This is a genomic window from Brevundimonas sp. DS20 (genome assembly GCF_001310255.1).
In the GTDB taxonomy this organism is placed as follows: Bacteria; Pseudomonadota; Alphaproteobacteria; order Caulobacterales; family Caulobacteraceae; genus Brevundimonas; species Brevundimonas aurantiaca.
This window is the reverse complement of sequence record NZ_CP012897.1, coordinates 3,430,663-3,453,083: the sequence shown is the minus strand read 5'-3', so window position 1 is coordinate 3,453,083 and position 22,421 is coordinate 3,430,663. Positions and strand designations below refer to the sequence as shown.

At 65.5% G+C, this 22,421-nt stretch carries 22 protein-coding genes and 1 tRNA gene; 13 read left to right on the top strand and 10 right to left on the bottom strand.

The genetic code is table 11. The features are described from left to right. Positions 1–19 precede the first annotated feature (19 nt). The 4 genes from JL11_RS16950 to JL11_RS16935 all read right to left on the bottom strand — a co-directional run bounded on the left by JL11_RS16950 (position 20) and on the right by JL11_RS16935 (position 1,699). Positions 20–244 carry a hypothetical protein gene (locus JL11_RS16950; RefSeq protein WP_054766701.1) on the bottom strand — a complete coding sequence of 75 codons (225 nt, stop codon included), beginning with the start codon at positions 242–244 and terminating at the stop codon, positions 20–22. Positions 245–347: 103 nt separating this feature from the next. Next, on the bottom strand, positions 348–743 hold the full coding sequence (locus JL11_RS16945; RefSeq protein ID WP_054766700.1) for a hypothetical protein: 396 nt from the start codon (positions 741–743) through the stop codon (positions 348–350). A 195-nt stretch (positions 744–938) separates the two neighbouring features. Next, the gene (locus JL11_RS16940; RefSeq protein ID WP_054766699.1) at positions 939–1,376 is read right to left on the bottom strand and encodes a hypothetical protein; all 438 of its coding nucleotides are present in this window, start codon (positions 1,374–1,376) and stop codon (positions 939–941) included. Then, positions 1,373–1,699 carry a hypothetical protein gene (locus tag JL11_RS16935; protein ID WP_054766698.1) on the bottom strand — a complete coding sequence of 109 codons (327 nt, stop codon included), beginning with the start codon at positions 1,697–1,699 and terminating at the stop codon, positions 1,373–1,375. The genes JL11_RS16940 and JL11_RS16935 overlap by 4 nt, the downstream gene beginning before the upstream one ends. 209 nt (positions 1,700–1,908) lie before the next feature. Here JL11_RS16935 and JL11_RS16930 point away from each other — a divergent pair, with 209 nt between their 5' ends. The 5 genes from JL11_RS16930 (at position 1,909) to JL11_RS16910 (ending at position 9,501) form a co-directional block, all read left to right on the top strand. Beyond that, a complete protein-coding gene (locus JL11_RS16930; protein ID WP_054766697.1) occupies positions 1,909–2,145 on the top strand; it encodes a helix-turn-helix domain-containing protein in 237 nt (78 codons plus the stop codon). A 150-nt stretch (positions 2,146–2,295) separates the two neighbouring features. Then, the gene (locus JL11_RS16925; protein ID WP_054766696.1) at positions 2,296–5,325 is read left to right on the top strand and encodes a type I restriction endonuclease subunit R; all 3,030 of its coding nucleotides are present in this window, start codon (positions 2,296–2,298) and stop codon (positions 5,323–5,325) included. Further along, complete coding sequence (locus JL11_RS16920; protein WP_054766695.1) at positions 5,315–6,616, top strand: restriction endonuclease subunit S; 1,302 nt, start codon at positions 5,315–5,317, stop codon at positions 6,614–6,616. Before JL11_RS16925 ends, JL11_RS16920 begins: the two co-directional genes overlap by 11 nt. After that, complete coding sequence (locus JL11_RS16915) at positions 6,613–7,848, top strand: AAA family ATPase (protein ID WP_054766694.1); 1,236 nt, start codon at positions 6,613–6,615, stop codon at positions 7,846–7,848. The genes JL11_RS16920 and JL11_RS16915 overlap by 4 nt, the downstream gene beginning before the upstream one ends. 15 nt (positions 7,849–7,863) lie before the next feature. Continuing rightward, positions 7,864–9,501, top strand: a complete 1,638-nt coding sequence (locus JL11_RS16910) for a type I restriction-modification system subunit M (protein WP_054766693.1) — start codon at positions 7,864–7,866, stop codon at positions 9,499–9,501. A 158-nt stretch (positions 9,502–9,659) separates the two neighbouring features. Here the strand turns inward: JL11_RS16910 and JL11_RS16905 are convergent. The 3 genes from JL11_RS16905 to hemC all read right to left on the bottom strand — a co-directional run bounded on the left by JL11_RS16905 (position 9,660) and on the right by hemC (position 11,461). Then, a tRNA-Thr gene (locus tag JL11_RS16905) sits at positions 9,660–9,735 on the bottom strand. 41 nt (positions 9,736–9,776) lie between these two features. Next, entirely contained in the window at positions 9,777–10,511 is a 735-nt protein-coding gene (locus tag JL11_RS16900) for a uroporphyrinogen-III synthase (protein ID WP_054766692.1), read from the bottom strand. Then, positions 10,508–11,461, bottom strand: coding sequence for a hydroxymethylbilane synthase (hemC, locus tag JL11_RS16895; RefSeq protein ID WP_054766691.1), 954 nt, complete (start codon positions 11,459–11,461; stop codon positions 10,508–10,510). The genes JL11_RS16900 and hemC overlap by 4 nt, the downstream gene beginning before the upstream one ends. Between hemC and tsaD the strand changes: the two genes are divergently transcribed. The 3 genes from tsaD to JL11_RS16880 are packed head-to-tail and all read left to right on the top strand — an operon-like array spanning position 11,460 to position 14,054. Beyond that, positions 11,460–12,662, top strand: a complete 1,203-nt coding sequence (gene tsaD / locus JL11_RS16890; protein ID WP_224761064.1) for a tRNA (adenosine(37)-N6)-threonylcarbamoyltransferase complex transferase subunit TsaD — start codon at positions 11,460–11,462, stop codon at positions 12,660–12,662. The two genes, hemC and tsaD, sit on opposite strands and share 2 nt — an antisense overlap. A 26-nt stretch (positions 12,663–12,688) precedes the next feature. Further along, entirely contained in the window at positions 12,689–13,687 is a 999-nt protein-coding gene (locus JL11_RS16885; RefSeq protein ID WP_054767050.1) for an NAD(P)H-dependent glycerol-3-phosphate dehydrogenase, read from the top strand. Beyond that, complete coding sequence (locus tag JL11_RS16880; RefSeq protein WP_054766689.1) at positions 13,680–14,054, top strand: Rieske (2Fe-2S) protein; 375 nt, start codon at positions 13,680–13,682, stop codon at positions 14,052–14,054. Before JL11_RS16885 ends, JL11_RS16880 begins: the two co-directional genes overlap by 8 nt. A 50-nt stretch (positions 14,055–14,104) precedes the next feature. On the opposite strand, the gene JL11_RS18155 is transcribed toward JL11_RS16880, so the two are convergent. Genes JL11_RS18155 through JL11_RS16865 form a run of 3 tightly spaced genes read right to left on the bottom strand, consistent with a single transcriptional unit; the run spans position 14,105 to position 16,929 of the window. Continuing rightward, positions 14,105–15,175, bottom strand: coding sequence for a hypothetical protein (locus JL11_RS18155; protein WP_054766688.1), 1,071 nt, complete (start codon positions 15,173–15,175; stop codon positions 14,105–14,107). A 54-nt stretch (positions 15,176–15,229) separates the two neighbouring features. After that, a complete protein-coding gene (locus JL11_RS16870) occupies positions 15,230–15,997 on the bottom strand; it encodes an ABC transporter permease (RefSeq protein ID WP_054766687.1) in 768 nt (255 codons plus the stop codon). Then, the gene (locus JL11_RS16865) at positions 15,997–16,929 is read right to left on the bottom strand and encodes an ABC transporter ATP-binding protein (protein ID WP_054766686.1); all 933 of its coding nucleotides are present in this window, start codon (positions 16,927–16,929) and stop codon (positions 15,997–15,999) included. The genes JL11_RS16870 and JL11_RS16865 overlap by 1 nt, the downstream gene beginning before the upstream one ends. 145 nt (positions 16,930–17,074) lie before the next feature. On the opposite strand from JL11_RS16865, the gene JL11_RS16860 reads away from it, so the two are divergent. The 5 genes from JL11_RS16860 to JL11_RS16840 all read left to right on the top strand — a co-directional run bounded on the left by JL11_RS16860 (position 17,075) and on the right by JL11_RS16840 (position 22,391). Next, positions 17,075–18,472 carry a hypothetical protein gene (locus JL11_RS16860; protein ID WP_054766685.1) on the top strand — a complete coding sequence of 466 codons (1,398 nt, stop codon included), beginning with the start codon at positions 17,075–17,077 and terminating at the stop codon, positions 18,470–18,472. A 35-nt stretch (positions 18,473–18,507) separates the two neighbouring features. Continuing rightward, complete coding sequence (gene ccmI, locus JL11_RS16855; protein ID WP_231681341.1) at positions 18,508–19,308, top strand: c-type cytochrome biogenesis protein CcmI; 801 nt, start codon at positions 18,508–18,510, stop codon at positions 19,306–19,308. A 70-nt stretch (positions 19,309–19,378) separates the two neighbouring features. Further along, positions 19,379–19,879 (top strand): cytochrome c maturation protein CcmE, encoded by a 501-nt coding sequence (gene ccmE, locus JL11_RS16850; RefSeq protein WP_054766683.1) that lies wholly within the window; start codon positions 19,379–19,381, stop codon positions 19,877–19,879. After that, positions 19,876–21,864 (top strand): heme lyase CcmF/NrfE family subunit, encoded by a 1,989-nt coding sequence (locus JL11_RS16845; protein ID WP_054766682.1) that lies wholly within the window; start codon positions 19,876–19,878, stop codon positions 21,862–21,864. The genes ccmE and JL11_RS16845 overlap by 4 nt, the downstream gene beginning before the upstream one ends. Next, on the top strand, positions 21,861–22,391 hold the full coding sequence (locus tag JL11_RS16840) for a cytochrome c-type biogenesis protein (protein ID WP_054766681.1): 531 nt from the start codon (positions 21,861–21,863) through the stop codon (positions 22,389–22,391). The genes JL11_RS16845 and JL11_RS16840 overlap by 4 nt, the downstream gene beginning before the upstream one ends. Positions 22,392–22,421: the final 30 nt, after the last annotated feature.

Here is a 22,421-nt window from a genome sequence, read left to right as displayed (position 1 = left end):
AGCTATTCCTGGAGGAGTTTCAGGGGGTCACGTCACCGGTGATCGGGAAGCCGATGGCCTCGTTGATGACCTCGGGCGTGTCGCCAGCTTGGACGACGAAGATGCGGACCTCTTGGCCGATCTGACACTCGTGCTCGACGCACATGTGCCAAGCGCGGAAGCCGAGAAGGGCGCGAAGATCGACGTCGAGGCTGGTGTCTCCCAACGCGCTGGAGACCTCGAAAACATCGGTGAGTGAAAGCATGGCTAGCGGCCTTTCAGGCATAAAAAAAAAGCCCTCGGGCGGGATGCCGGAGAGCGTGTGTCGGATGGATTGTCGGACCGCCTGCTGGCGGGGTCGTGGAGGTCTAGTCGGTGGCGGAGGCTGTAAGGCGGTCAGCCACACCGTGGCAGTTGAAGAGGAGGGTAGGGTTGGTGTCTGGATGGTCGGCCACGAAAACCAGCATCCCGAAGTCGTCGGTGAGTACGTAAGCCAGCTCGAACCATGAGCCGTGGTCGTTCATCCACTCGAAGCCCGGCTGGTCGGCCTGGTCATAGGTGATGGGAAAGCCGACGGCAGCATGGATCACGTCGGACGTGTCGCCCGGCTGGACCGCGACGATCTGAAGGATCTCACCGAGGGGGCGGCGTCGATCGGTGTCCACCTGCCAGACCCTCAGGCCGATCAGGGCGCGAAGGTCGGGGTCGATGGTCGGGTCCGTGAGGGCGGCTGTCACCGCGTCTCGGTCGTTGAGGGAGAGCATGGAAGGTCTATCCTTTCGGGCATGAAAAGCCCCCGCGACGGTGATCGCGAGGGCTCGGTCTGGATGGAGGTTTGGGGGGTATCAGGTCGCCCCAGTGAACGGCGCGAAGTCGAAGAAGGCCAACGACTTCCGACCTGTCCGACGCGAGGTCGGAACAGGGCCGATCATCTGAGGAGGGCGTTCTGCAGCCTTCGCCTACCTTGCGGCAGGGACGCTGGGCGACAGCTCCGTAGCAGCTTCGGAAAGCCGGTCCCTCAGACGCCTTGAGCGGGTCATGCCCGACAGCGGCATGGTCCCGCTGTGGGTGACGTTGAAGGCGTAGCCGTCGTGCACAGCGCCATCACCCGAGCGGCCCCTGGACGGAACCATGGTGGCGACGATCTGGTGGCTGTCGAACAGGAACTTGATCGTGGCCTGATACCCCCTGTTGGGGTATTCGACGCGCACGATCGGGCTATCGCCGAACTCCACGTTCATGGCGTCCACCAAGATCTGATCGGCCTGAGCCTCCGTGATCAGGAACACCGGTTCGCTTTGGCTGACGTAGCTGCCGGGCGTCCGTGCGGGTGCTGATGCACAGCCGCTGATGGCCAAGGCACCGACGGCGAAGGCGACATGGACGAGACGCTTCATTGAGCGTCTCCCTTGGCGGTCAGAGCGGTGTCGGCGCGTCGACGTTGGCGAGTTGCGACGAAGACGCCGCCGAAGGTCGCGATACCCACCGTGCCCCAGAGAAGGATGGAGCCATACTTGCGGACTTTCACCTCGTTGGCGGGATAGCTCAGGGTGTCTTGCAGTTGCTGATTTCTGGATTTCGGATCGTCAGGAAGCGATGTCGCTTCCACGCTGGCGTAAAACCGATGCAGCGGGATGTAGGCTTGTAGAAACAGGCTCGTGACGATCACGTAGAAAGCAGCCACGGCCGCCAGCCCGATACGAATGGTGGTGTTGTTCATCTAATACGATCTCATGATGTGTGTGAGATGCGCCGGTATTTGCACATCATATAAGATGCCGAGTTTTGCGCTCGGCGCGGCATCAGGCTGTGTTCTTGAATGCATTGCTCCTGCGCAAACAGCAGCGGCCTCCCCAGACTAGAGTAACCGATTCTGGGATATCCCGGTTTAGGTTTTAGCGAAAGCGCCTCACCTGTCAGGGGCGCGCGTTGCCGTCATCGATCTTCACGCAGCGGCATCAGGAGTTCATCGCCTTCATCGCTTCGGTGCGAAAGGCGGCTGGCATCACTCAGGTCGAGCTCGCAGAGCGGTTGGGAAAGCCACAGAGCTTCGTGTCGAAGGTGGAGCGAGGGGAGCGCCGGCTGGACGTGATCGAGTTCTGTCAAGTAGCGGAGGCGGTTGGTCGCAACCCGGCTGAGCTGCTGGAGCGGTTCATCAAAGAATGAATCTTGGTGGCATGGGCGTCAGCGCCTTCTCCCCCCCCCCCCCCCGTCAGCCTCACCTGACGAAATCATTTCAGCCCGAGTACGGCTCGCGTTCGCTTCCGGCGTCGGGTAGTCAGGACGCGCTCCAGCTCAGACAAACTGACCGCAAGAATGGCGATGATCACAACGGAACGGCAGCTCGAAGAAGTGCTTCTTTCGAAGCTGAGCGACCTGAAATACGAGCTTCGGGCGGACATCCGCGATCGGCGGGCGCTTGAGGCCAACTTCAAGGCCAAGTTTGAAGCGTTGAACCGTGTCACGCTGACTGACAGCGAGTTCCAACGTCTGCTGGACGAGATCGTGACGCCGGACGTGTTCACTGCGGCGCGGATGCTGCGCGAGCGCAACAGTTTCGTCCGGGACGACGGGACGCCGCTGAACTACACGCTCGTCAACATCCGGGATTGGTGCAAAAATTCCTTCGAGGTGGTCAACCAGCTCCGCATCAACACGGACAACAGCCACCATCGCTACGACGTCATCCTCCTTATCAACGGTGTGCCGGTCGTTCAGGTCGAACTGAAGACTCTCGGCATCAACCCGCGACGGGCCATGGAGCAGATCGTTGAGTACAAGAATGATCCTGGCAACGGCTATTCAAAGACGCTGCTGTGCTTCCTGCAGCTCTTCATTGTAAGCAACAGAGACCGGACGTTCTATTTCGCCAATAATAACGCCCGCCACTTCGCCTTTAATGCCGAAGAGCGATTCCTGCCGATCTACGAGTTCGCGGACGTCGATAACAAGAAAATTGCCCACCTCGACGCCTTCGCCGATACCTTCCTCGTCAAATGCAATCTTGGCCAGACAATCAGCCGCTACATGGTTCTGGTTGCCAGCGAGCAAAAGCTCCTGATGATGCGGCCGTATCAGGTCTATGCGGTGAAGGCGATCGTCGATTCTATCGCCCAGGACTGCGGCAACGGCTACATCTGGCACACAACGGGCAGCGGGAAGACACTCACCTCCTTCAAGGCGTCAACGCTGCTGAAGGACAATCCCGACATCGAGAAATGCCTTTTCGTCGTGGACCGTAAGGACCTCGATCGTCAGACGCGTGAGGAGTTCAACAAGTTTCAGGAAGGCTGCGTCGAGGAGAACACCAATACCGCTTCCCTCGTCCGTCGCCTCCTGTCGGACGACCGCGCCGATAAAGTCATCGTCTGCACGATCCAGAAGCTGGGCTTGGCGTTGGATGAGAATAGTAAGCGCAACAAGCAGCAGAAGAAGGATGGGAAGAAGAGTTTCAAGGAACAGCTGGAGCCCCTGCGCGACAAGCGCATCGCCTTCATTTTCGACGAGTGCCACCGGTCGCAGTTCGGCGAGAACCACAAGGCTATCAAGGAATTCTTCCCGCGCGCCCAGCTGTTCGGCTTCACCGGGACGCCCATCTTCGAGCAGAACGCTGCTCAGCAGAAGATCGAAGATGCCCAAGCCAGCATGAAGACGACGGAAGACCTCTTCCATCAGCGCCTTCACACCTACACGATCACCCACGCGATTGAGGACGGCAACGTCCTTCGGTTCCACGTCGACTATTACAAGCCGCAGGGCAAAACCGTGCTCAAGCCGGGTGAACCGCTGGCCAAGCGGGCGGTGATCGAGGCGATTCTTGCCAAGCACGACGCTGCCACCGGGCAGCGCCGGTTCAACGCCTTGCTCGCCACTTCGTCGATAAACGATGCCATCGAGTATCATTCCCTTTTCAAGACCATGCAGGCTGAGAAACTGGCCGCTGATCCCAGCTTCGAGCCGTTGAACATCGCCTGCGTTTTCTCCCCGCCGGCCGAAGGCGATCCCGACGTAAGGCAGATCCAGGAAGACCTGCCCCAGGAGCAGGAAGATAACGCTGTCGAGCCGGAGAAAAAGAAGGAGGCCCTCAGGGCCATCCTCGCCGACTACAACGCCCACTATGGCACCAACCACAAGATCAGCGAATTCGACCTGTATTATCAGGACGTTCAGAAACGCATCAAAGACCAACAATGGCCTGAGGCCGACCTCCGAAAAGCCTACCCCAACCAGCAGCACCATAAGGTCGACATCACCATCGTCGTCGACATGCTGCTGACCGGCTTTGATTCAAAATTCCTGAACACGCTCTACGTCGACAAGAACCTGAAACACCATGGCCTGATCCAGGCCTTCTCGCGCACCAACCGGGTGCTGAACGCCACCAAGCCCTACGGAAATATCCTCGATTTCCGTCAGCAGCAGGACGCGGTTGATGCCGCCATCGCCCTGTTCTCGGGCGAAGCGGCTGCAGCGAAGGCTCGCGAAATCTGGCTGGTCGATAAGGCTCCCGTGGTCATTCAGAAACTGGAAGGCGCGGTGCAGAAGCTCGACGCCTTCATGCAGTCGCAGGGGCTAGAGTACACGCCTGAAGCGGTACCCAACCTCAAGGGGGACGCGGCCCGCGCGGCCTTCATCGAGCATTTCAAGGAGGTTCAGCGCCTCAAGACCCAGCTTGACCAGTACACCGACCTGACGGACGAGAACCGCAACGCCATCGAACAGGTCCTGCCGCGTGACAACCTTCTGGGCTTCCGGGGCGCTTATCTTGAAACCGCCCAGCGCCTTCGCACACAACAGGGCAAGGGTGCTGACAAGCCAAGCCAGGACGTCGATCAGCTAGATTTTGAGTTCGTCCTCTTCGCGTCGGCCGTCATCGATTATGACTACATCATGGGCCTGATCGCCCGCTATTCCGAAGCCGCACCCGGCAAGCTGAAGATGAGCCGCGAGCAGCTGATCGGCCTGATCAAATCCGACGCCAAGTTCATGGACGAGCGTGAGGATATCGCGGCCTATATCAATACGCTCGAGGCGGGCGAGGGTCTCAGCGAAAAGGCCATCCGCGACGGCTACAGCCGCTTCAAGGCGGAAAAGAGTGCGGCGGAGCTGGCGGGCATCGCGGGCAAGCACGGGCTGGCTACCGAGGCGCTGCAAGGTTTTGTCGACACTATCCTGCAACGCATGATCTTTGACGGCGAGGCGCTGACCGACCTGATGGAGCCCCTTGGCCTGAACTGGAAAGCACGGCGGGTGAAGGAACTGGACCTGATGACCGACCTGATGTCGCTGCTGCTGAAGCGTGCCGGTGGGCGTGAGATTTCGGGGCTGAGCGCTTATGAGCAGTAACGGGAACTCTTCTGCCGAGGCGGGCGACGGAACCCCCTTGGTACCGAAGCTGCGGTTTCCTGAGTTCGCGGAGGCTGATGGCTGGAAGGAGATACCGCTTCAGAAGCTTGCCCAACCTGTAACTGATCGGGCGACAACCGGATACGCGGGCAGCGTTCTAAGCCTTTCGGGCCAGCATGGACTTGTGCTTCAAAGCGAATATTTCGGCAAGAAGATCGCTGGCGACAGCACTGATCGCTATGTGAAGATTCGCAAAAATGACTTTGTCTACAACGACAGGACAACCAAGGCGTCAAGCTTCGGAACCATCAAACGGCTTTCAGCCTATGAGGGTGGGATAGTCTCGCCCATCTATAAATGCTTTCGCTTTCAGCCGAGTGAGAACCCAGTCTTCTGGGAATGGTACTTCGAGTCGGGAAGCCACGATCCGGCGCTGGGTGGGCTGGTCAACGAGGGAGCCAGAGCAGGCAGGTTCAACATCTCCGTTACTCAGTTCTTGTCGACGAACGCATGGCGGCCGGATGAAGCCGAACAACAAAAGATCGCCGACTGTCTGGACTCGGCGGAAGCGTTGATTGCCGCGCAGGGGCGGAAGGTGGAGGCGCTGAGGGCCCATAAGAAGGGTCTGATGCAAAAGCTCTTCCCCCAAGAGGGCGAAGCCCAGCCCCGTCTCCGCTTTCCGGAGTTCGAGGCAATGGGTGACTGGGCGGAAGAGCGTCTCGAAAGTCTGGCCAAGAGAGGGTCTGGGCATACACCCAGCAAGAGTAAGCCGGAGTACTACGATGGAGGAATCAATTGGATCTCGCTCGCTGATTCGAAGCGCCTCGACAATGGTCTTATTTTCGAGACCGACATTGAAATATCGGCGGAAGGTATCAAGAACTCGTCTGCCGTGCTGCATAGGGCAGGCTCAGTTTTGATTAGCCGTGACGCTGGTATCGGCAAGAGCGCGGTGATGGCCTTGCCCATGGCGGTGAGCCAGCACTTCATTGTTTGGACCTGCGACGACCGGAAGCTAAGCAACTGGTTCCTTTATCATCTGCTTCAGCAATCAAAGCCGCTTTTTGATCGTGCGGCCACCGGGAGCACCATCAAGACGATCGGCTTGCAGTTCTTCATTGATCTACGCTTCAGGATCCCATCGCGACCTGAACAGCAGCGCATCGCCGACTGCCTCAATTCCCTCGATGGCCTTATCGCCGCCGAGACCCGAAAGTTTGACACGCTCAGGACCCACAAGAAGGGGCTGATGCAGCAGCTTTTTCCCCAAGTTGGGGAGGATGAAGAATGAGCGGCATCCGGACGTATCAGAGCTTGGCCAAGCTTGTGACCCGGCTGCGCGATGATCTGAACGACGCCGATTTCGTTTTGCTTTACGCCTACAATCGCACCGGCAAGACACGCTTGTCGATGGAGTTCAAAGATGCTGGCAAGCGCAAGCATAAGACAAAGAACCCGACCGGCACGCACGATACGCTCTATTTCAACGCCTTCACCGAAGATCTGTTCGTATGGGAGAATGACCTTGAAGGCGACAGCGTCCGCCGTCTTCAACTGAACGAGAAGTCATCCTTCTTCAACGCGATGACAGAACTCGCGCTGGACCAGACAATTGCTCGGTATCTCTTTCGATATGCCGACTTCGAATTCGATTTCACCTACAAGGAGGTTCAGCAGGGGAAGGAGACCGCTTCCAAGCCGGACTTTGTGAGTTTCAGCAAAGGCGAAGAGACCAACATCAAGGTATCGCGCGGCGAGCAGAACATCTTCATTTGGTGCGTGTTCATGGCAATCTGCGAACGCATGCTAGATGGGCATCAGTCGTATCAGGGCAAGAAATACCTCTATATCGACGATCCGATTTCATCCCTGGATGACAACAACGCGATCTCCATCGCTTGCGATCTCGCCAAGCTTCTCCGCCGGGCGGCTACGCGGAAAGATGGCAATGGCGCGCCCGCCCCAATCAAGGTGATCTTCTCGTCTCACCATTCGTTGTTCTTCAACGTGATGTGCAACGAAGTCAGCAGGCGGGCCGAAGGCGAAGCGAAAGTCACCCACAAACGCTATTTCCTGCACCGTCCGGGCGACAACGGCACCTACACGCTTCAGCCAACGCAAGACACACCCTTCTTTCACCATGTGGCGACGCTTGCCGAATTGCAGCGCGCGGCCGATCCGAAGAAGGGAAAGCTCTACACCTTTCACTTCAACGCCCTGCGCAGTGTCATGGAGAAGACGGCCTCTTTCTTCGGGCATCAGAGCATCGCCTTTTGCCTCAAGGCGCTGGACAACGAGGAGGATCGGGCGCTCTTCAACCGGGCCCTGAACCTTCTGAGCCATGGTGCCTATGCGGTTCACGAGCCCACAGAGATGGGCGAGGACAACACGGCGCTCTTTCGGCGCATCCTAAGCGAGTTCATCACGCGGTTTGAGTTCGCCCTGCCAGGATATGCCCCGACCAAGCCCGCTGTAGCGGCCCCCGCGACCACAGCCTCGCCACCATCAGCTCCCGCGCCTTAGTGAATACCCCTAAAAATGAACGATAAAACGCAAAAGCAACTCGGCAGAACGCTCTGGAACATCGCTGATACTCTTCGTGGCGCGATGAATGCCGACGACTTCCGCGACTACATGCTGTCCTTCCTGTTCCTGCGCTATCTGTCGGACAACTACGAAGCGGCGGCGAAAAAAGAGCTCGGGCGCGACTACCCGGATCCCAATTCGATCGGCAATGGTGGGCGCTCGCCCCTGTCTGTCTGGTACGCGCAGAACCCCGATGACGTTGTCGCCTTTGAGAAGCAGATGCGCCTCAAGGCACACTACGTCATCAAGCCGGAACACCTCTGGACCAGCATCGCCTATATGGCGCGGACCCAGAACGACGAACTGCTCAACACCTTGCAGGCGGGCTTCAAATACATCGAGAACGAGTCCTTTCAGAGCACGTTCAGCGGCCTTTTCTCGGAGATCAATCTGGGCTCTGACAAGCTCGGCCGGACATATGCTGATCGCAACGCCAAGCTCTGCGCCATCATCAACGAGATCGCCAAAGGGCTCGCTGATTTCTCGTCCGATGTGGATGCACTGGGTGACGCGTACGAATACCTGATCGGCCAGTTCGCAGCCGGCTCCGGAAAAAAGGCGGGCGAGTTCTACACCCCGCAGCAGGTGTCCGACATCCTCTCCGCGATAGTGACACTCGACAGCCAGGAGCCCGCCACCGGAAAGAAAGAGCGCCTCGCCAGCGTGTTCGACTTCGCGTGCGGCTCTGGGTCGTTGCTGCTGAACGTGCGCAAGCGCATGGGGCCGCACGGCGTCGGCAAAATCTACGGGCAGGAAAAGAACATCACCACCTACAACCTCGCCCGCATGAACATGTTGTTGCATGGGGTGAAGGACACCGAGTTCGAAATCTACCACGGTGACACGCTGAGCAACGACTGGGATACTCTTCGCGAGCTGAATCCCGCGAAAAAGCCCGCCTTCGATGCGATCGTGGCCAACCCGCCCTTCAGCCTCCGGTGGGAACCGACTGAGGCCATGGGTGACGATGTCCGGTTCAAGAACTACGGGCTGGCCCCAAAATCGGCCGCCGACTTTGCCTTCCTTCTGCACGGTTTCCATTACCTGAAGGATGAGGGTGTCATGGCCATCATCCTGCCGCACGGCGTGCTGTTCCGAGGCGGGGCGGAAGAACGTATCCGGACGAAGCTGCTGAAGGATGGTCACATTGACACGGTGATCGGCCTGCCTGCCAACCTGTTCTATTCGACGGGCATTCCGGTCTGCATTCTTGTCCTGAAGAAGTGCAAGAAATCCGATGACGTGCTCTTCATCAATGCTGCCGAGCACTTCGTGAAGGACAAGCGCCAGAACAGGCTCGGAGACGGCGAGAATGGGACGCCGGATCACATCGGGAAGATCGTCTCCACGTACCAGTTCCGCACCGAGGAGGATCGTTACTCTAAGCGCGTCAGCATGGACCGGATCGCTGACGAGGGCTTCAATCTCAACATCTCACGGTACATCAGCACGGCTGTGGGGGAGGAAGAGATCGACCTAGACGCGACGCACGTGGAGTTGGTCTCGATCGAGAAGACGGTTTCGGACGCGGCGGTCAAGCACAACGCGTTTCTGAAGGCGCTTGGATTGCCCCTCCTGCCGACTCACTGACGGCCGGGCGCTGCATGCGTTCGGCAGCGCCCCAGATTTACAGCTCGTCCACCTAAGCGCGCGAGTGCGCTCCCACCGCATACCCACGCAACACCCACGCGGAAACACCGCTCCGCCCAGAGGGCGAGTTCTTCCTAGCTAGAGTGGCTCTGGAAAGGTGGTGCCGCTTGCGTGACTCGAACACGCGACCCCCTCATTACGAATGAGGTGCTCTACCGGCTGAGCTAAAGCGGCCCGGTCGCGCGGGCGGAAACGGCCCGTGCGAGACGCGCTCTTTATACGGGCGCGTCGCGCTTGCCAAGCGCCGCTTTCAAGGTCTTCAACAATGTCGTTTCGTTCGGCTGTTCTGACACCGCCGGTGTCAAGCCGAGCGGGGTCAGGGGCGCGGCTGCGGCGGCGGAGATGCAGGCGCAGACCGCCTGGGCCAGGCGGGTCGGCGAGGCGGTCGCCCAGGACGCCAGCGCCTGGGCGGCGCGCGGGGAATGGATCAGGACCGCGTCGAAAGGGGGCGGATCGACCTGAACCACCCAGGTCGTTCGATAGACGGTCAGGGTCTGGACCGCCACGTCGCGGGCCTGTGCGGCGTCGAGCGCGGCGGCTAAATCGCCCGCCGGGGTTTCCGCCAGGGGCGCCAGGAGGACCGCCTGGCTCAGCTCGGCGGCGATCAATCGAGCGAGATCGGTCAGATCGCCGTCGGCGGAGCGAACCGCGACGAATCCGGCCTCACGCGCAGCCCCGGCCGTGGCCTCGCCGACGGCGAAGACGGGTCGGTCACGGCGCGGCGTCAGGGCGGCGAAGGCGGCGACACCGTTGGCGCTGGTGAAGGCCAGGGCGGCGAAGCGGTCGAGGTCGGGCAGGGGCGGGACCAGGCGCTCCACCGCCAGCAACGGATGGATCAGGGGCTCGCATCCCAAGTCGCGCAGTCGGGCGGCGGTGCGCGACGCCCCCGGCTCGGCCCGGGTGATCCAGACGCGAGGCTTGGCCGGGGCCGGGCGGGGGGAGACGGTCATCCGTCCAGGCTCGCCGGATCGACCTCCTGATCGCCGGCGAAGGCGTGGACCTCGGCCCCCAGCTTTTCGCCCAGGGCGCGCGCGTCGGCCTCGGTCGGCTGGAACAGTTCGCCGGCGCGGCGCCAGCGGGCCGAGCCGTCGGGGCTGAGCATTTCCGTGGTCAGCCGCAGGGTGTCGCCGTCAATCACGGCGTAGGCGCCCACCGCCGTCCGGCAGGAGCCTTCCAGCGCCGTCATCGCCCCGCGCTCGGCCGCGACGGCGACGGCGGTCGGGGCGTGGTTCAGGGCGGCGACCCAAGGCGCGTCGATATCCTCGGCGCGGGTCTGGATCGCCAGGGCGCCCTGGCCCGGCGCGGGCAGAAAGGCGTCCGGCGACAGCTTTTCGCGGATGTGTTCGGTCACCCCCAGCCGGGTCATGCCGGAAACCGCCAGCAGAATGGCGTCGAAATCGCCCTCGGCGGCGCGGCGCAGCCGGGTGTCGATATTGCCCCTCAGCATCTCGACCTTCAGGTCGGGGCGCAGGGCCAGGGCCTGGGCCTGTCGGCGCAGGCTGGCGGTGCCCAGACGGGCGCCGATGGGCAGGGCGTCGAAACGTTCGAAGTCACGGCTGACGAAGGCGTCGCGGGCGTCCTCGCGTTTCGGAATGGCGGCGATGCACAGGCCCTCAGGCTGTTCGGCCGGCACGTCCTTCATCGAATGGATGGCGATGTCGATGCGGCCGTCCAGAAGGGCTTCCTCGATCTCCTTGGTGAACAGGGCCTTGCCGCCCAGCTCCATCAGCCGGCGGTCCTGGATCCGGTCGCCGGTGGTGACGATTTCGACCAGGGGCACGGCCGTTTCGATCTCGGCCTCGGCTATGCCCAGTGCCCGGCCGATGGCGCGCTGCATCATGCCCGACTGGGCGAGGGCCAGTTTGGAGCGCCGGGTGCCGATGCGGAGGGGAAGGGTCATGAGCGTTGCTTACCGGACGCCGGATCGCTACCTCGATCCGATGGAGAGTTCCGCCGACTATAGCAGCGGCGCCGCAGCGGCAACTGGACGGGATGTCCCCCCTCGTTCCGGTAAAGCCCTGACGGTGCTGGGTCTGGAGACCAGCTGCGACGAAACCGCCGCCTCGGTGGTGCGCCTGCACCCATCGGAGCAGGGCGGCCGGGCCGAGGTCCTGTCCTCGGTCGTTCACAGCCAGATCGACGATCACGCGGCCTATGGCGGCGTCGTCCCCGAAATCGCCGCACGCAGCCATGTGGAGATGATCGCCGAGGTCACGCGTCGCGCCATGGCCGACTCCGGCCTGGGCTATGACGGTCTGGACGGCATCGCCGCGACCGCCGGACCGGGCCTGGTCGGCGGGGTCATGGTGGGCCTCAGCTTCGGCAAGGCGGCGGCCCTGGCCCGCGGTCTGCCCCTGGTGGCGGTCAACCATCTCGAAGGCCACGCGGTTTCGGCCCGTCTGGGGCAGGAGGTCGCCTATCCTTTCCTGCTGCTGTTGGTCTCCGGCGGTCATTGCCAGATACTGGAGGTGCGCGGCGTCGGCGACATGAGCCGGATCGGCGCCACCATAGACGACGCGGCGGGCGAAGCCTTCGACAAGATCGCCAAGGCCCTGGGCCTGGGCTATCCGGGCGGGCCGGCGCTGGAGCGGCTGGCGGCCCAAGGCGACGGATCGAAGATCGACCTACCGCGCGCCCTGCTGGGCCGCAAGGACTGCGACTTCTCCTTCTCGGGTCTGAAGACGGCCGCCTTCCGCATCGCCCAGACCTGCGAAACCGACCAGGACAAGGCCGATCTGGCCGACGCGGTCCAGACCGCCATCGCCCGGCAGCTGGCCGACCGGTCCGAACGGGCTCTGGCCGCCTATGCCGAGACCCACGATCATCGCCTCTTTGTCGTCGCGGGCGGCGTGGCCGCCAACAAGACCATTCGCGCGACCTTGCAGGCGACGGCGGCCAAGCACGGCTTCGACTTCCTGGCGCCCCCTCTGGCCTATTGCACCGACAATGCGGCCATGATCGCCCTGGCGGGGGCCGAACGGCTGGCGCTCGGGCTGACCAGCGACATAGACGTGGTCGCCCGACCGCGATGGCCGCTGGACGAAGCGCGCGCCCTGGCCGATCCTTCGCACAAGCCCGGCCGCAAGGGCGCAAAGGCATGACGAACGAGACCGCCTTGGGAGGGCGCATGGAATTCCGCACCGCAGGGGTCATCGGCGCCGGCGCCTGGGGCACCGCCCTGGCCCAGGTCTGTATTCGCGCCGGACTGGAGACGACGCTTCAGGCGCGTGAGCCCCAGCTGGTCGAGACCTTGAGGACCACGCGCGCCAACGACCTTTATCTGCCGGGCGTGCCCTTGGCCGAGGGGCTCAAATTCACCGCTGATCTGGCCGACTTGGGCGACTGCGACCTGATCCTGGCCGTGCCGCCGGCCCAGCATATGCGCGCGACCCTGACGGCCTTCGCGCCCCATCACCGCCCCGGCGTGCCGGTGGTGCTCTGCTCCAAGGGAGTCGAGCGGGGCACGATGAAGCTGATGACGGAGGTTCTGGCCGAGACCCTGCCGGACGCCCCGGCCGCCGTCCTGTCCGGCCCCAGTTTCGCGGGCGAGGTGGCGCGCGGCCTGCCCACCGCCGTCACCCTGGCTTGCGCCGATCCCGTCCTGGGCCAAGCCCTGCTGAACACCCTGTCGGCGCCGGGCTTCAGGCCCTATCTGGCCACCGACCTGATCGGGGCCGAGGCGGGCGGGGCGTTGAAGAACGTCCTCGCCATCGCCTGCGGCGTCTCCGAAGGGCGTCAGCTGGGACGCAGCGCCCACGCCGCCCTGATCACGCGCGGCTTTGCGGAAATGACCCGGCTCGCCGTCGCCATGGGCGGCCAGGCCGAGACGGTGGCGGGCCTGTGCGGCCTGGGCGATCTGGTCCTGACCTGCTCCAGCCCTCAGTCGCGCAACATGAGCCTGGGCCTGGCCCTGGGACAGGGCCAGACGGTGGAACAGGCCCTGGCGGGCAAGCGGTCGGTGGCGGAAGGCTATGAGAGCGCCCCGGCCGTGCGCGCCCTGGCCGCCCGCTTGGGGGTGGAGACGCCGATCGCCGAGGGCATCGCGGCCCTCTTGGCCGGCGAGATCACCGTGGACGGCCTGATCGACGGCCTGTTGGCGCGCCCGCTGAAGGCCGAGCGTGTCTGAAGGCGAGACCGAACGCAAACGGGTCTGGAAGACGCCGCCCGGCGTCGCCCTGTGCGCCGAGGGCGACATCGCCGATCCCGGGGCGCGCGGCTTCGTGCTTCAGATCGGCGAGGCCTTCTTCCACGGCTTCGTGGTGCGAAAGGACGGGGTCGTCGCAGGCTGGGTCGATCGCTGCCCCCACGCAGGCTTTCCCATCGCGGTCGAACTGGATCGCTATCTGACGCCCGACGGCGGCCTGATCCTGTGCGGCTGGCACGGGGCGGTGTTCGAGCCCCTGACCGGCGAATGCCGCGGCGGCCCCTGCGCCGGCGGGCGGCTGACGCCCTGGCCGGTGGCGGCGAGCGGCGGGATCATCCGCACGGCGTGAGCCGCCGTCGTCTCCTCCCCGCGAACTGGAGAGGAGACGAGATCGAAATCTCAGTCGAGCGGCTGGGGCCGGGTGACGATCGGGGCGTCGGGATCGGTCTGGGTGGGGCGCGCGGCGGTCGGGGGCGGCGTCTGCGGCACGATGACTACCGCCGGGGGTTGGACGGCCGGCGCCGTTTGGCTGGGCGCCGGAGTCGTCGCGGGCGTCTGGGTCTGGCTCTGGGTCGGGCGGGACGCGGTCGCGGCTGGAGGCGTCGTCGGGCGAGCGGCCGGCGCGGGGGGTGTCCGCGTGGTCTCGGCCGGCGCGGGCGCTGATGTGGAAGCGGGCTCAGGCGCCGGTTCGGCAGCGGGCGCTTCCGCCTCGACCACCGCCGCCGAGGGCGCCGGAGCGGTTTCAGCCTGGATGGGCGCTGCGGCGGCCGGGACTGTCGGCGGGGCGGCGGGAGCAGGGGCGGGGGCGGGACGCAGGGCGAACCACAGTCCGCCGCCCAGCAAGGCGGCGACGACCAGTCCAGCCCCGACATAGAGCGGCAGACGCGACGGCGCCTTCTCTGCTCGACGTGCAACGGGAGTGGTCGGCGTGATCTCGGGAATCTGGGCGGCGTCGACAGGAGCGCCGACAGGGGGGGCGGCGGCGTCCGTCTCGGGCCGCGTCGCCTGGGCAGGCGGCCTTTCCAGAGCGGACGGCGCAGGCTCCGGAAGAGGCGGGGGCGCGGCGGGCAGCGGGCGAAGCGTCGAATCCGCCGGGGCGGGCGTCGGGGCGGGCGTCGGGGGCGCAGCCGGGGCGGGACGGGCCTGAGGGATCAACGAACCGGCCAGAATGCTCGCGCCGGCTCTCGGACGCGGCGCGGGCGCGGGGCGCTGCGGCTGCAGGCCGCCCTGAAGCAGGCTGGACGCCTGACCTTGCCGACCTTGCGCCCGCCCCTGGGGCGCAGTGGTCAACGGCGTCTTCAGCGGCGGCCGATCCGGAATCCGGTCCAGCGGATTGGGCGCGACGGGCACCGGGCCGACGTGAAAGGTCGTCACAGGCATCCGACCCCAGGTGACCGCCTTGCGGACGAAGGGTTCGCCAGGGGACGGCTGGGGCGCTGGATCGGAAACGGTCTTCTTATCGTCGGACATGTTGCTCTAATCGCTGGCGATCTGGCCGGTTTCGTGACGCCTGGACTTGGAAGTCTAGGCCTTCAGCCGATAGCCGGTCTTGAACATCCACATGACCACCCCAAGGCACAGGGCGAAAAAGCCCAGGGTCGCGGCCACGCTGATCCCGATCGCCACGTCGCCCGCGCCGTAGAAGGTCCAGCGAAACCCTGAGATCAGATAGACCACCGGATTGAACAGGGCCACGGTCCGCCAGCCCTCGGGCAGCATGTCGATCGAATAGAAGGAGCCGCCCAGGAAGGTCAGGGGCGTGACGATCAGCATGGGGATGAAGTTCAGCTGTTCGAAACTACCGGCCCAGATGCCGATGATGAAGCCGAACAGGCTGAAGGTCACCGAAATCAGCACCAGCATGGCCAGCATCATCACCGGGTGCAGCACCTGAAGCGGCACGAAAAGGGCCGCCGTCGCCAGGATGATCAGCCCCAGCACCGCCGATTTGGTCGCCGCCGCCCCGACATAGGCGATCACCACCTCCAGCGACGACACCGGCGCGGACAGGATCTCATAGATGGTGCCGGTGAATTTCGGGAAGTAGATGCCGAAGGAGGCGTTGAAGATCGACTGGGTGAACAGGCTCAGCATGATCAGGCCCGGCACGATGAAGGCGCCGTAGGCCACCCCGTCCACCGCCTGCATCCGACCGCCGATGGCGCCGCCGAAGACGACGAAATAGAGGGCGGTGGTGATCACCGGGGTGACCACGCTCTGCCACAGGGTGCGAAGCGCCCGCGCCATTTCGAACCGATAGATGGCCCAGACGCCGTATCCGTTGAAAGACATCAGGCGGCCTCTCCGTCGCGGTGGACCAGGCTGACAAAGATGTCTTCCAGCGAGCTCTGGCGGGTGTTCAGGTCTTTGAAGCCGATCTCCAGCCGGTCCAGCCGGCGGATCAGGGCGGGCACGCCGGTGTCTTCGGCGTTGGCGTCGAAACTGTATTCCAGCTCGCCCCCGTCCGGGCTCAGCCTCAGGTCCCAGTCCGACAGGTCGGCGGGCAGGGCGGTCAGGGGCTCGACCAGGTTCAGGGTCAGGGTCTTCTTGCCCAGCTTCTTCATCAGGGCGGTCTTCTCCTCGACTAGGATCAGCTCGCCCTTCAGGATCACCCCCACCCGGTCGGCCATCTCCTCGGCCTCTTCGATATAGTGGGTGGTCAGGATGATGGTGACGCCGCGCTCGCGCAGCTTGCGGACCATGGCCCACATGTCGCGGCGCAGTTCGACGTCGACCCCGGCGGTCGGCTCGTCCAGGAACAGGATGTCCGGCTCGTGGCTCAGGGCCTTGGCGATCATCACCCGCCGCTTCATCCCGCCCGACAGGGTCATGATCTTGGCGTCGCGCTTGTCCCACAGCGACAGGTCCTTCAGAATCTGTTCGACCAGGGCGGGGTTCCCCGGCTTGCCGAACAGGCCCCGGCTGAAGGTGACGGTGGCCAGCACCGTCTCGAAGGCGTCGGTGGTCAGCTCCTGCGGCACCAGGCCGATCTTCATCCGAGCGGCGCGGAAATCCTTGCGGATGTCGTGGCCGTCGGCCACCACAGTCCCCGTGGTGGCGTTGACGATGCCGCAGATGATCGAGATCAGGGTGGTCTTGCCGGCCCCGTTCGGCCCCAACAGGGCGAAGATCTCGCCCCTGTCTATGGTCAGATCGACCCGCTTCAGGGCCTGAAGACCCGACGGATAGGTCTTGGTCAGACCTTGGATCTCGATAACCGGCATGGGCGCTCCCGTTCCTGCGGCGAATGGCGCCTGGCGTGGTGGTGGCGGGAATATGGCGCGCCGCGCGACCGGCTCAAGGGGCGCCAAGCCGTTGTTAATCACATTGGTGCAGGGTCGGGCCTCAAATCTTACCCAGGGAACCGTCTTGACTGCCCTGTCCGCCGCCCATCGCGCCGCCCTGGAGGCGGTCGTCCAGGCCTGCCCCGATGACGGTCTGGCGCAGCTGGAGGCGGCTGTCGGCGGACTGCCGGGCGACAAGGCGGGCGAACTGGCGATCCTGATTCAGGCGGAAATCCGCGATCGCGCCCGCCGGGATCAGGCGTTCGCGCCGCTGATCCCCCTGTTCCGGCCGCGCGCCGACCAAGTGGCGGCCCTGACCTTTCCCCGGCCGGTTCTGGCCCGTCTCTGGCGCGAGGCCAAGATCGGCGACGAGCCCTATCTCAGCCTGCTGGACGGGGCGGGTCCGTCGCACGGCGACTGGACCCTGGTCGCCGATCGTCTGTGCGCCCGGGCGGCGGCTGTGCTGCGGGATCGGCCCGGCGACGTCTGGGCCGATCCGTCTCCGCCGGCGCCGGTGTCGAACCTGTCGCTCGCCGCCGCCCCCGCTCCGACCCCGGCGGAGCTCGCCGGCTGTTTCGACCTGGCCCCTCTGGCGCGAACCGCTACGCCGCGTTTGCCTGCCTGGCTCGATCGTCCCGACGACGAACAGGCGGCGGGACTGCGTCTGTTGATCCAGGACTGTCTTGCCGTCTCGCCCGAAGGCGGGCGCCGGATGGTCGACATCCTCTTCGCCCATGTCGCCGACGCCGAACGGATGCTGCGTGTCGTGACCCGCACCAATCGCCTCGCCGATAAGGAGGCGATGCTGAGCCATTCCGACATGGGCGTCTTTGTCGAACGTCTGCTGGCCTCGGTCACAACGCGCGTCGCACGGATCGCCGCCGCCCGGCCCAGCCCGGATGAGGCCGCCATGGCCGAGGTGGTTCAGGAGGTCGCCTGGTGCGCCGGGGTGCTGGGCGAGATCGACCTGTGTCTGCAAATGCGGCCGGACTCGCCCTGGGGCCGGGCCGCCCGGATGGCGCGGATCCAGGTGGCGGGTCAGATGTCCGGCCTGATGAAGTCCGCCTCGGCCGCCGTCCATGCGGCCCTGCCGATGAAGCGGCAGAGGCTGAGCGGCCGGATGACGCGACTCTCGCCCTGGCTGGACGCGCCCGCGACGGGCGAGGCGGTCGAGGCGGCCGCCGGCCTGCTGAACGCCGTCGGGGGGCTGAGAGGCGCCGCCGTCGTCTTCGGCTGCGAGGCGGATCGGATGGCCTTGAAGACCGAGCTGACCGACTATCTGTCCATCTGGGCCAATGAGGCCCTGGATCATCTGGCGGACGGCCAGGTCGCCCAGCCGGAGGGACCCTTGCGTCTGGTCGGCGTCGCGGCGCGGTTCCTGACCTTGATCGACGCGCTGGAGGCCGCGCGGGCGGTGCGACGTCGCGCCGCCGCCGCCGAGGCGCTTCTGGCGACCCAAGGGGCCTCGCCCGCCGCCGCCTGATGCGATAGACGGCGGGGATGATCGCCTTCTGGATAATGACCGGTCTCGCGGCGGCCGGCGCCGCCCTTCTGGTGCTGACCGGCGCGCGTTCCGGCGCCGACCCGACTCCGGCGACGCAGGCCGAGATCGGGGCGCGCGAACTGGCCGAACTGGACCGTCTGAAGGCGCGGGGGCTGCTGGACGAGGCCGCCCATGCGGCGGCGCGCGCCGAAGCGGCCCGGCGTCTGCTGGCCGGGCAGTCAGGGACGACGCCGACGCCCCAGACGGGCCGTCGCGACCGGCTGTGGGTTCTGAGCGGGATCGCCGCCGCGACGGCCGCCGCCCTGGGGCTTTACATCCTGACCGGATCGCCGGGCCTGCCGGACCAAGCCTATCAGCGGCGGGTGGATGACTGGTCCACCCGGCTGGAGACGCTGCAGCCGGCCCAACTGGCGGCTGTGGCGGCGCGCGCGGCCCAGGATCGACCGAACGACCCCCAGGCCCTGGCCATGCTGGGCGCGGCCCGTTTCGCCGCCGACGACCCCTTGGGCGCCGCCTCGGCCTTTCGTCGGCTGATCGAGCGGGAGCCCGAGAACGCCCAGGCCTGGGCGCGGCTGGGCGAAAGCCTGGTGCGGGCCAATGACGACCAGATCGGCGCCGACGCCGAGGCCGCCTTCCGCCAGGCGGTGAAACACGATCCCGATCAGCTGGGCGCCCGCTTCTTCCTGGGCGAGGCGGCCCTGCGTCGTGGGGATGCGGCCACGACACGGGCCATGTGGACGCCGCTGATCGCCGCCCTCGATCCGGCCGATCCGCGTCGCAAGGATTTGGAACGCCGCCTGCCGAGGGCGGAATGAGCCGTTGGCGCGGGGCGCCGGCCTCTGTAGACGGAAAGAAAAATCCGTCGGGGAGCGGGTCCGCTAAGTCATGAGTTGGCTGCCGAAATCGCCGAAGGCGCGCCGTCGCCTGTGGATCGTCGCCGCCGTGGCGCCGATCCTAGCCCTGGCGGTCGGCCTGTCGCTGTGGGCCATGCAGGACAGCGTGACCTTCTTCTATTCCCCGTCCGAGGCTACCGTCGACAAGGCGCCGGAAGGCCGCAACATCCGGCTGGGCGGCCTGGTCGAGACGGGCAGCGTGCGGAAGTCTGGCGATGGCGTCGTCGTTTTCACCGTCACCGACAATATCGCCGCGACCCAGGTCCAGTATCACGGCGACCTGCCCGACCTGTTCCGCGAGGGGCAGGGGATCGTGGCGCAAGGGGCGTTCGGCGCCGACCGCGTCTTCCACGCCAGCCAAGTCCTGGCCAAGCACGACGAGAACTATATGCCGCGCGAGGTCGCCGACCGGATCAAGGCCAAGGGCGAGTGGCGGCCGGAAACCTCGACCGAGACCATGCGCTCAAATAGGCCGCAGGCTGAAAGCCTATGATCGTCGAGTTCGGGGCCTTCGCCCTTGCCCTGGCCCTGGCCCTGTCGGTGCTTCAGACCGTGCTGTCGGCGGCGGGGCGGGCCCGGCGCAGCCCCGTGCTGGCCGGGGCGGCTGAAGGGGCGGCGATCGGCGCCGCGGCGGCGACGGCCCTGGCCTTTGCGGCCCTGATCTACGCCTTCGTCATCTCGGACTTCTCGGTCTCCAACGTCGCGGCCAACAGCCACACCGACAAGCCGATGCTGTACAAGGTCGCCGGCGCCTGGGGCAGTCACGAGGGATCGCTCTTGCTGTGGTGCCTGGTCCTGACGGTCTTCGGCGCCGTCCTGGCCCGCGCGCGCGGCCTGCCGTTCGGGCTGAAGGCCTCGGCCGTGGCGACCCAAGGCGCTCTGGGCTCGCTGTTCCTGGCCTTCGCCGTCTTTACCTCCAGCCCCTTTGTCCGCCTGGACCCCGCCCCCTTCCAGGGCGCCTCGCTGAACCCCCTGCTTCAGGACCCGGCCCTGGCCGTCCATCCGCCGCTGCTCTATGCGGGCTATGTCGGGTTTTCGGTTTGTTTCTCCCTGGCGGTTGCGGCCCTGATCGAGGGCCGGGCTCAGACCGCCTTCTGGCCCGCCTGGGGCCGGTGGGTGCGCCCCTGGGCCCTGGCCAGTTGGGCCTTTCTGACCGTCGGCATCACCCTGGGCTCCTTCTGGGCCTATTATGAGCTGGGCTGGGGCGGCTGGTGGTTCTGGGACCCGGTCGAGAACGCCAGCTTCATGCCCTGGCTGGCGGGCGCGGCCCTGTTGCACAGCGCGGTGGTTACCGAGCGGCGCGGAGCCCTGGCGGGCTGGACCGTCTTCCTGGCCCTCTTGGCCTTCAGCTTCTCCATGCTGGGCGCCTTTCTGGTGCGCTCCGGCGTCCTGACCAGCGTCCACGCCTTCGCCGTTGATCCCCAGCGGGGGCTGATGCTGCTGGCCATCCTGGGTCTCACGGCCGGCGCCGCCTTCGCCCTGTTCGCCTGGCGCGCGCCCCAGCTGAAGGGCGGCGGAATGTTCGCACCCATAAGCCGCGAAGGCGCCCTGGTGCTGAACAATCTGTTCCTGACGGCGGCGGCGGCGACCGTGCTTTTGGGCACCCTCTATCCCCTGATCCTGGAGGCGGCGTCCGGCGCGACCATCTCGGTCGGCCCGCCCTATTTCGCCGCCACCTTCGTTCCGCTGATGACGGTCGCCTTCATCATCCTGCCTGCGGGGCCTCTGCTGGCCTGGAAGCGCGGCGACCTGGCCGGGGCGATGCAGAGGCTGGCGGTGGCGGCGGGTCTGGCCCTGGTCTGCGCCCTCGCCGCCTACGCTCTGTGGTCGCCGAAGAAGGCTCTGGCCGCCGCCGGGATCGGCCTGGGCGCCTGGCTGATCCTGGGCGCCCTGGCCGAGGTCGCCGAACGGGCGCGGCTGTTCCGCGCCTCGCCCGCCGAGACCCTGCGTCGCCTCAAGGGTCTGCCGCTCGGCGCCTGGGGCATGAGCCTGGCCCATCTGGGTCTGGGGGTCTTCATCCTGGGGGCGGTGGTCGAGACCGGCTTCAAGGCCGAGGCGGCCCGCGCCCTGACCTTGGGCCAAACCGTCTCCGCCGGGCCCTGGACCGTCACGCTGGATCAGGTCCGGGTGGTCGAAGGCCCCAACTATCTGGCCGAACAGGGGCGTCTGACCGTGCGACCGTCAAACGACCGGGGTCGGGCGAAGACCGTCACGGCCGAACGCCGCTTCTTTCCCGCGGGCGGCCAGACCACGACCGAGGTGGGGCTGGATTTCCGGGGTCTGGACGACGTCTATGTGGTGATGGGCGAGCGGGCCGGAACGACTGAGGCTCCCGCCTGGGTCGTCCGCCTGTACTGGAATCCCTGGGCGCGGCTGATCTTCCTGGGGCCGATGATCATGGCCTTCGGCGGCCTGTTGTCCCTGCTGGATCGCCGGCTGCGGCTGGGCGTCGGCGCGCGACGGCGGAGGCCGGCGTGAGGCGGCTCTCGATCCTGCTGGCTGCGCCGCTCCTGGCCCTGATGCTGACGGCGGCCGAGCCCGCCGCCGCCCCCGACCGCCCCCTGAGCGACCCGGCTCAGGAAGCCCGCGCCCAGGCCCTGTTCAAGGACGTGCGCTGCGTCGTCTGCCAGCACGAGGCCATCGCCGACAGTCCGGCGGGGGTGGCGGGCGACATGCGCCGGTTGATCCGCGAACAGATCGCCGCCGGCGCCTCCGATCAGGCCGTGCGTCAGGATCTGGTCCGGCGGTTCGGCGACTATGTCCTGTTCACCCCGCCGGTGCGGGTCGGAACCTGGCTGTTGTGGTTCGGCCCCTTCATCCTCGTTCTGCTGGCGGGGGCGGCTCTGGCCTTGCGCGCGCGCCGCCGCCCGGTCGAGGTCGCGCCCCTTTCGCCTGAGGAGGAGCGTCGGCTGGACGAAGTTCTCGCAAATGAGACGCTTCGCCGCGATCTGGACGCAACCTCGCCTCACGACGGGCGCTTGTCGGGATCAACCATCGAACGCTGAAATTGGCGTAACGCCCGTTCGGCCTATATC

What these genes read in the sequence shown, in the direction of transcription:
- JL11_RS16950 (WP_054766701.1), bottom strand. Translation starts at nt 244, where the DNA reads ATGCTTTCACTCACCGATGTTTTCGAGGTCTCCAGCGCGTTGGGAGAC.
- JL11_RS16945 (WP_054766700.1), bottom strand. Translation starts at nt 743, where the DNA reads ATGCTCTCCCTCAACGACCGAGACGCGGTGACAGCCGCCCTCACGGAC.
- JL11_RS16940 (WP_054766699.1), bottom strand. Translation starts at nt 1,376, where the DNA reads ATGAAGCGTCTCGTCCATGTCGCCTTCGCCGTCGGTGCCTTGGCCATC.
- JL11_RS16935 (WP_054766698.1), bottom strand. Translation starts at nt 1,699, where the DNA reads ATGAACAACACCACCATTCGTATCGGGCTGGCGGCCGTGGCTGCTTTC.
- JL11_RS16925 (WP_054766696.1), top strand. Translation starts at nt 2,296, where the DNA reads ATGGCGATGATCACAACGGAACGGCAGCTCGAAGAAGTGCTTCTTTCG.
- JL11_RS16920 (WP_054766695.1), top strand. Translation starts at nt 5,315, where the DNA reads ATGAGCAGTAACGGGAACTCTTCTGCCGAGGCGGGCGACGGAACCCCC.
- JL11_RS16915 (WP_054766694.1), top strand. Translation starts at nt 6,613, where the DNA reads ATGAGCGGCATCCGGACGTATCAGAGCTTGGCCAAGCTTGTGACCCGG.
- JL11_RS16910 (WP_054766693.1), top strand. Translation starts at nt 7,864, where the DNA reads ATGAACGATAAAACGCAAAAGCAACTCGGCAGAACGCTCTGGAACATC.
- JL11_RS16900 (WP_054766692.1), bottom strand. Translation starts at nt 10,511, where the DNA reads ATGACCGTCTCCCCCCGCCCGGCCCCGGCCAAGCCTCGCGTCTGGATC.
- tsaD (WP_224761064.1), top strand. Translation starts at nt 11,460, where the DNA reads ATGAGCGTTGCTTACCGGACGCCGGATCGCTACCTCGATCCGATGGAG.
- hemC (WP_054766691.1), bottom strand. Translation starts at nt 11,461, where the DNA reads ATGACCCTTCCCCTCCGCATCGGCACCCGGCGCTCCAAACTGGCCCTC.
- JL11_RS16885 (WP_054767050.1), top strand. Translation starts at nt 12,689, where the DNA reads ATGGAATTCCGCACCGCAGGGGTCATCGGCGCCGGCGCCTGGGGCACC.
- JL11_RS18155 (WP_054766688.1), bottom strand. Translation starts at nt 15,175, where the DNA reads ATGTCCGACGATAAGAAGACCGTTTCCGATCCAGCGCCCCAGCCGTCC.
- JL11_RS16870 (WP_054766687.1), bottom strand. Translation starts at nt 15,997, where the DNA reads ATGTCTTTCAACGGATACGGCGTCTGGGCCATCTATCGGTTCGAAATG.
- JL11_RS16865 (WP_054766686.1), bottom strand. Translation starts at nt 16,929, where the DNA reads ATGCCGGTTATCGAGATCCAAGGTCTGACCAAGACCTATCCGTCGGGT.
- ccmI (WP_231681341.1), top strand. Translation starts at nt 18,508, where the DNA reads ATGACCGGTCTCGCGGCGGCCGGCGCCGCCCTTCTGGTGCTGACCGGC.
- ccmE (WP_054766683.1), top strand. Translation starts at nt 19,379, where the DNA reads ATGAGTTGGCTGCCGAAATCGCCGAAGGCGCGCCGTCGCCTGTGGATC.
- JL11_RS16845 (WP_054766682.1), top strand. Translation starts at nt 19,876, where the DNA reads ATGATCGTCGAGTTCGGGGCCTTCGCCCTTGCCCTGGCCCTGGCCCTG.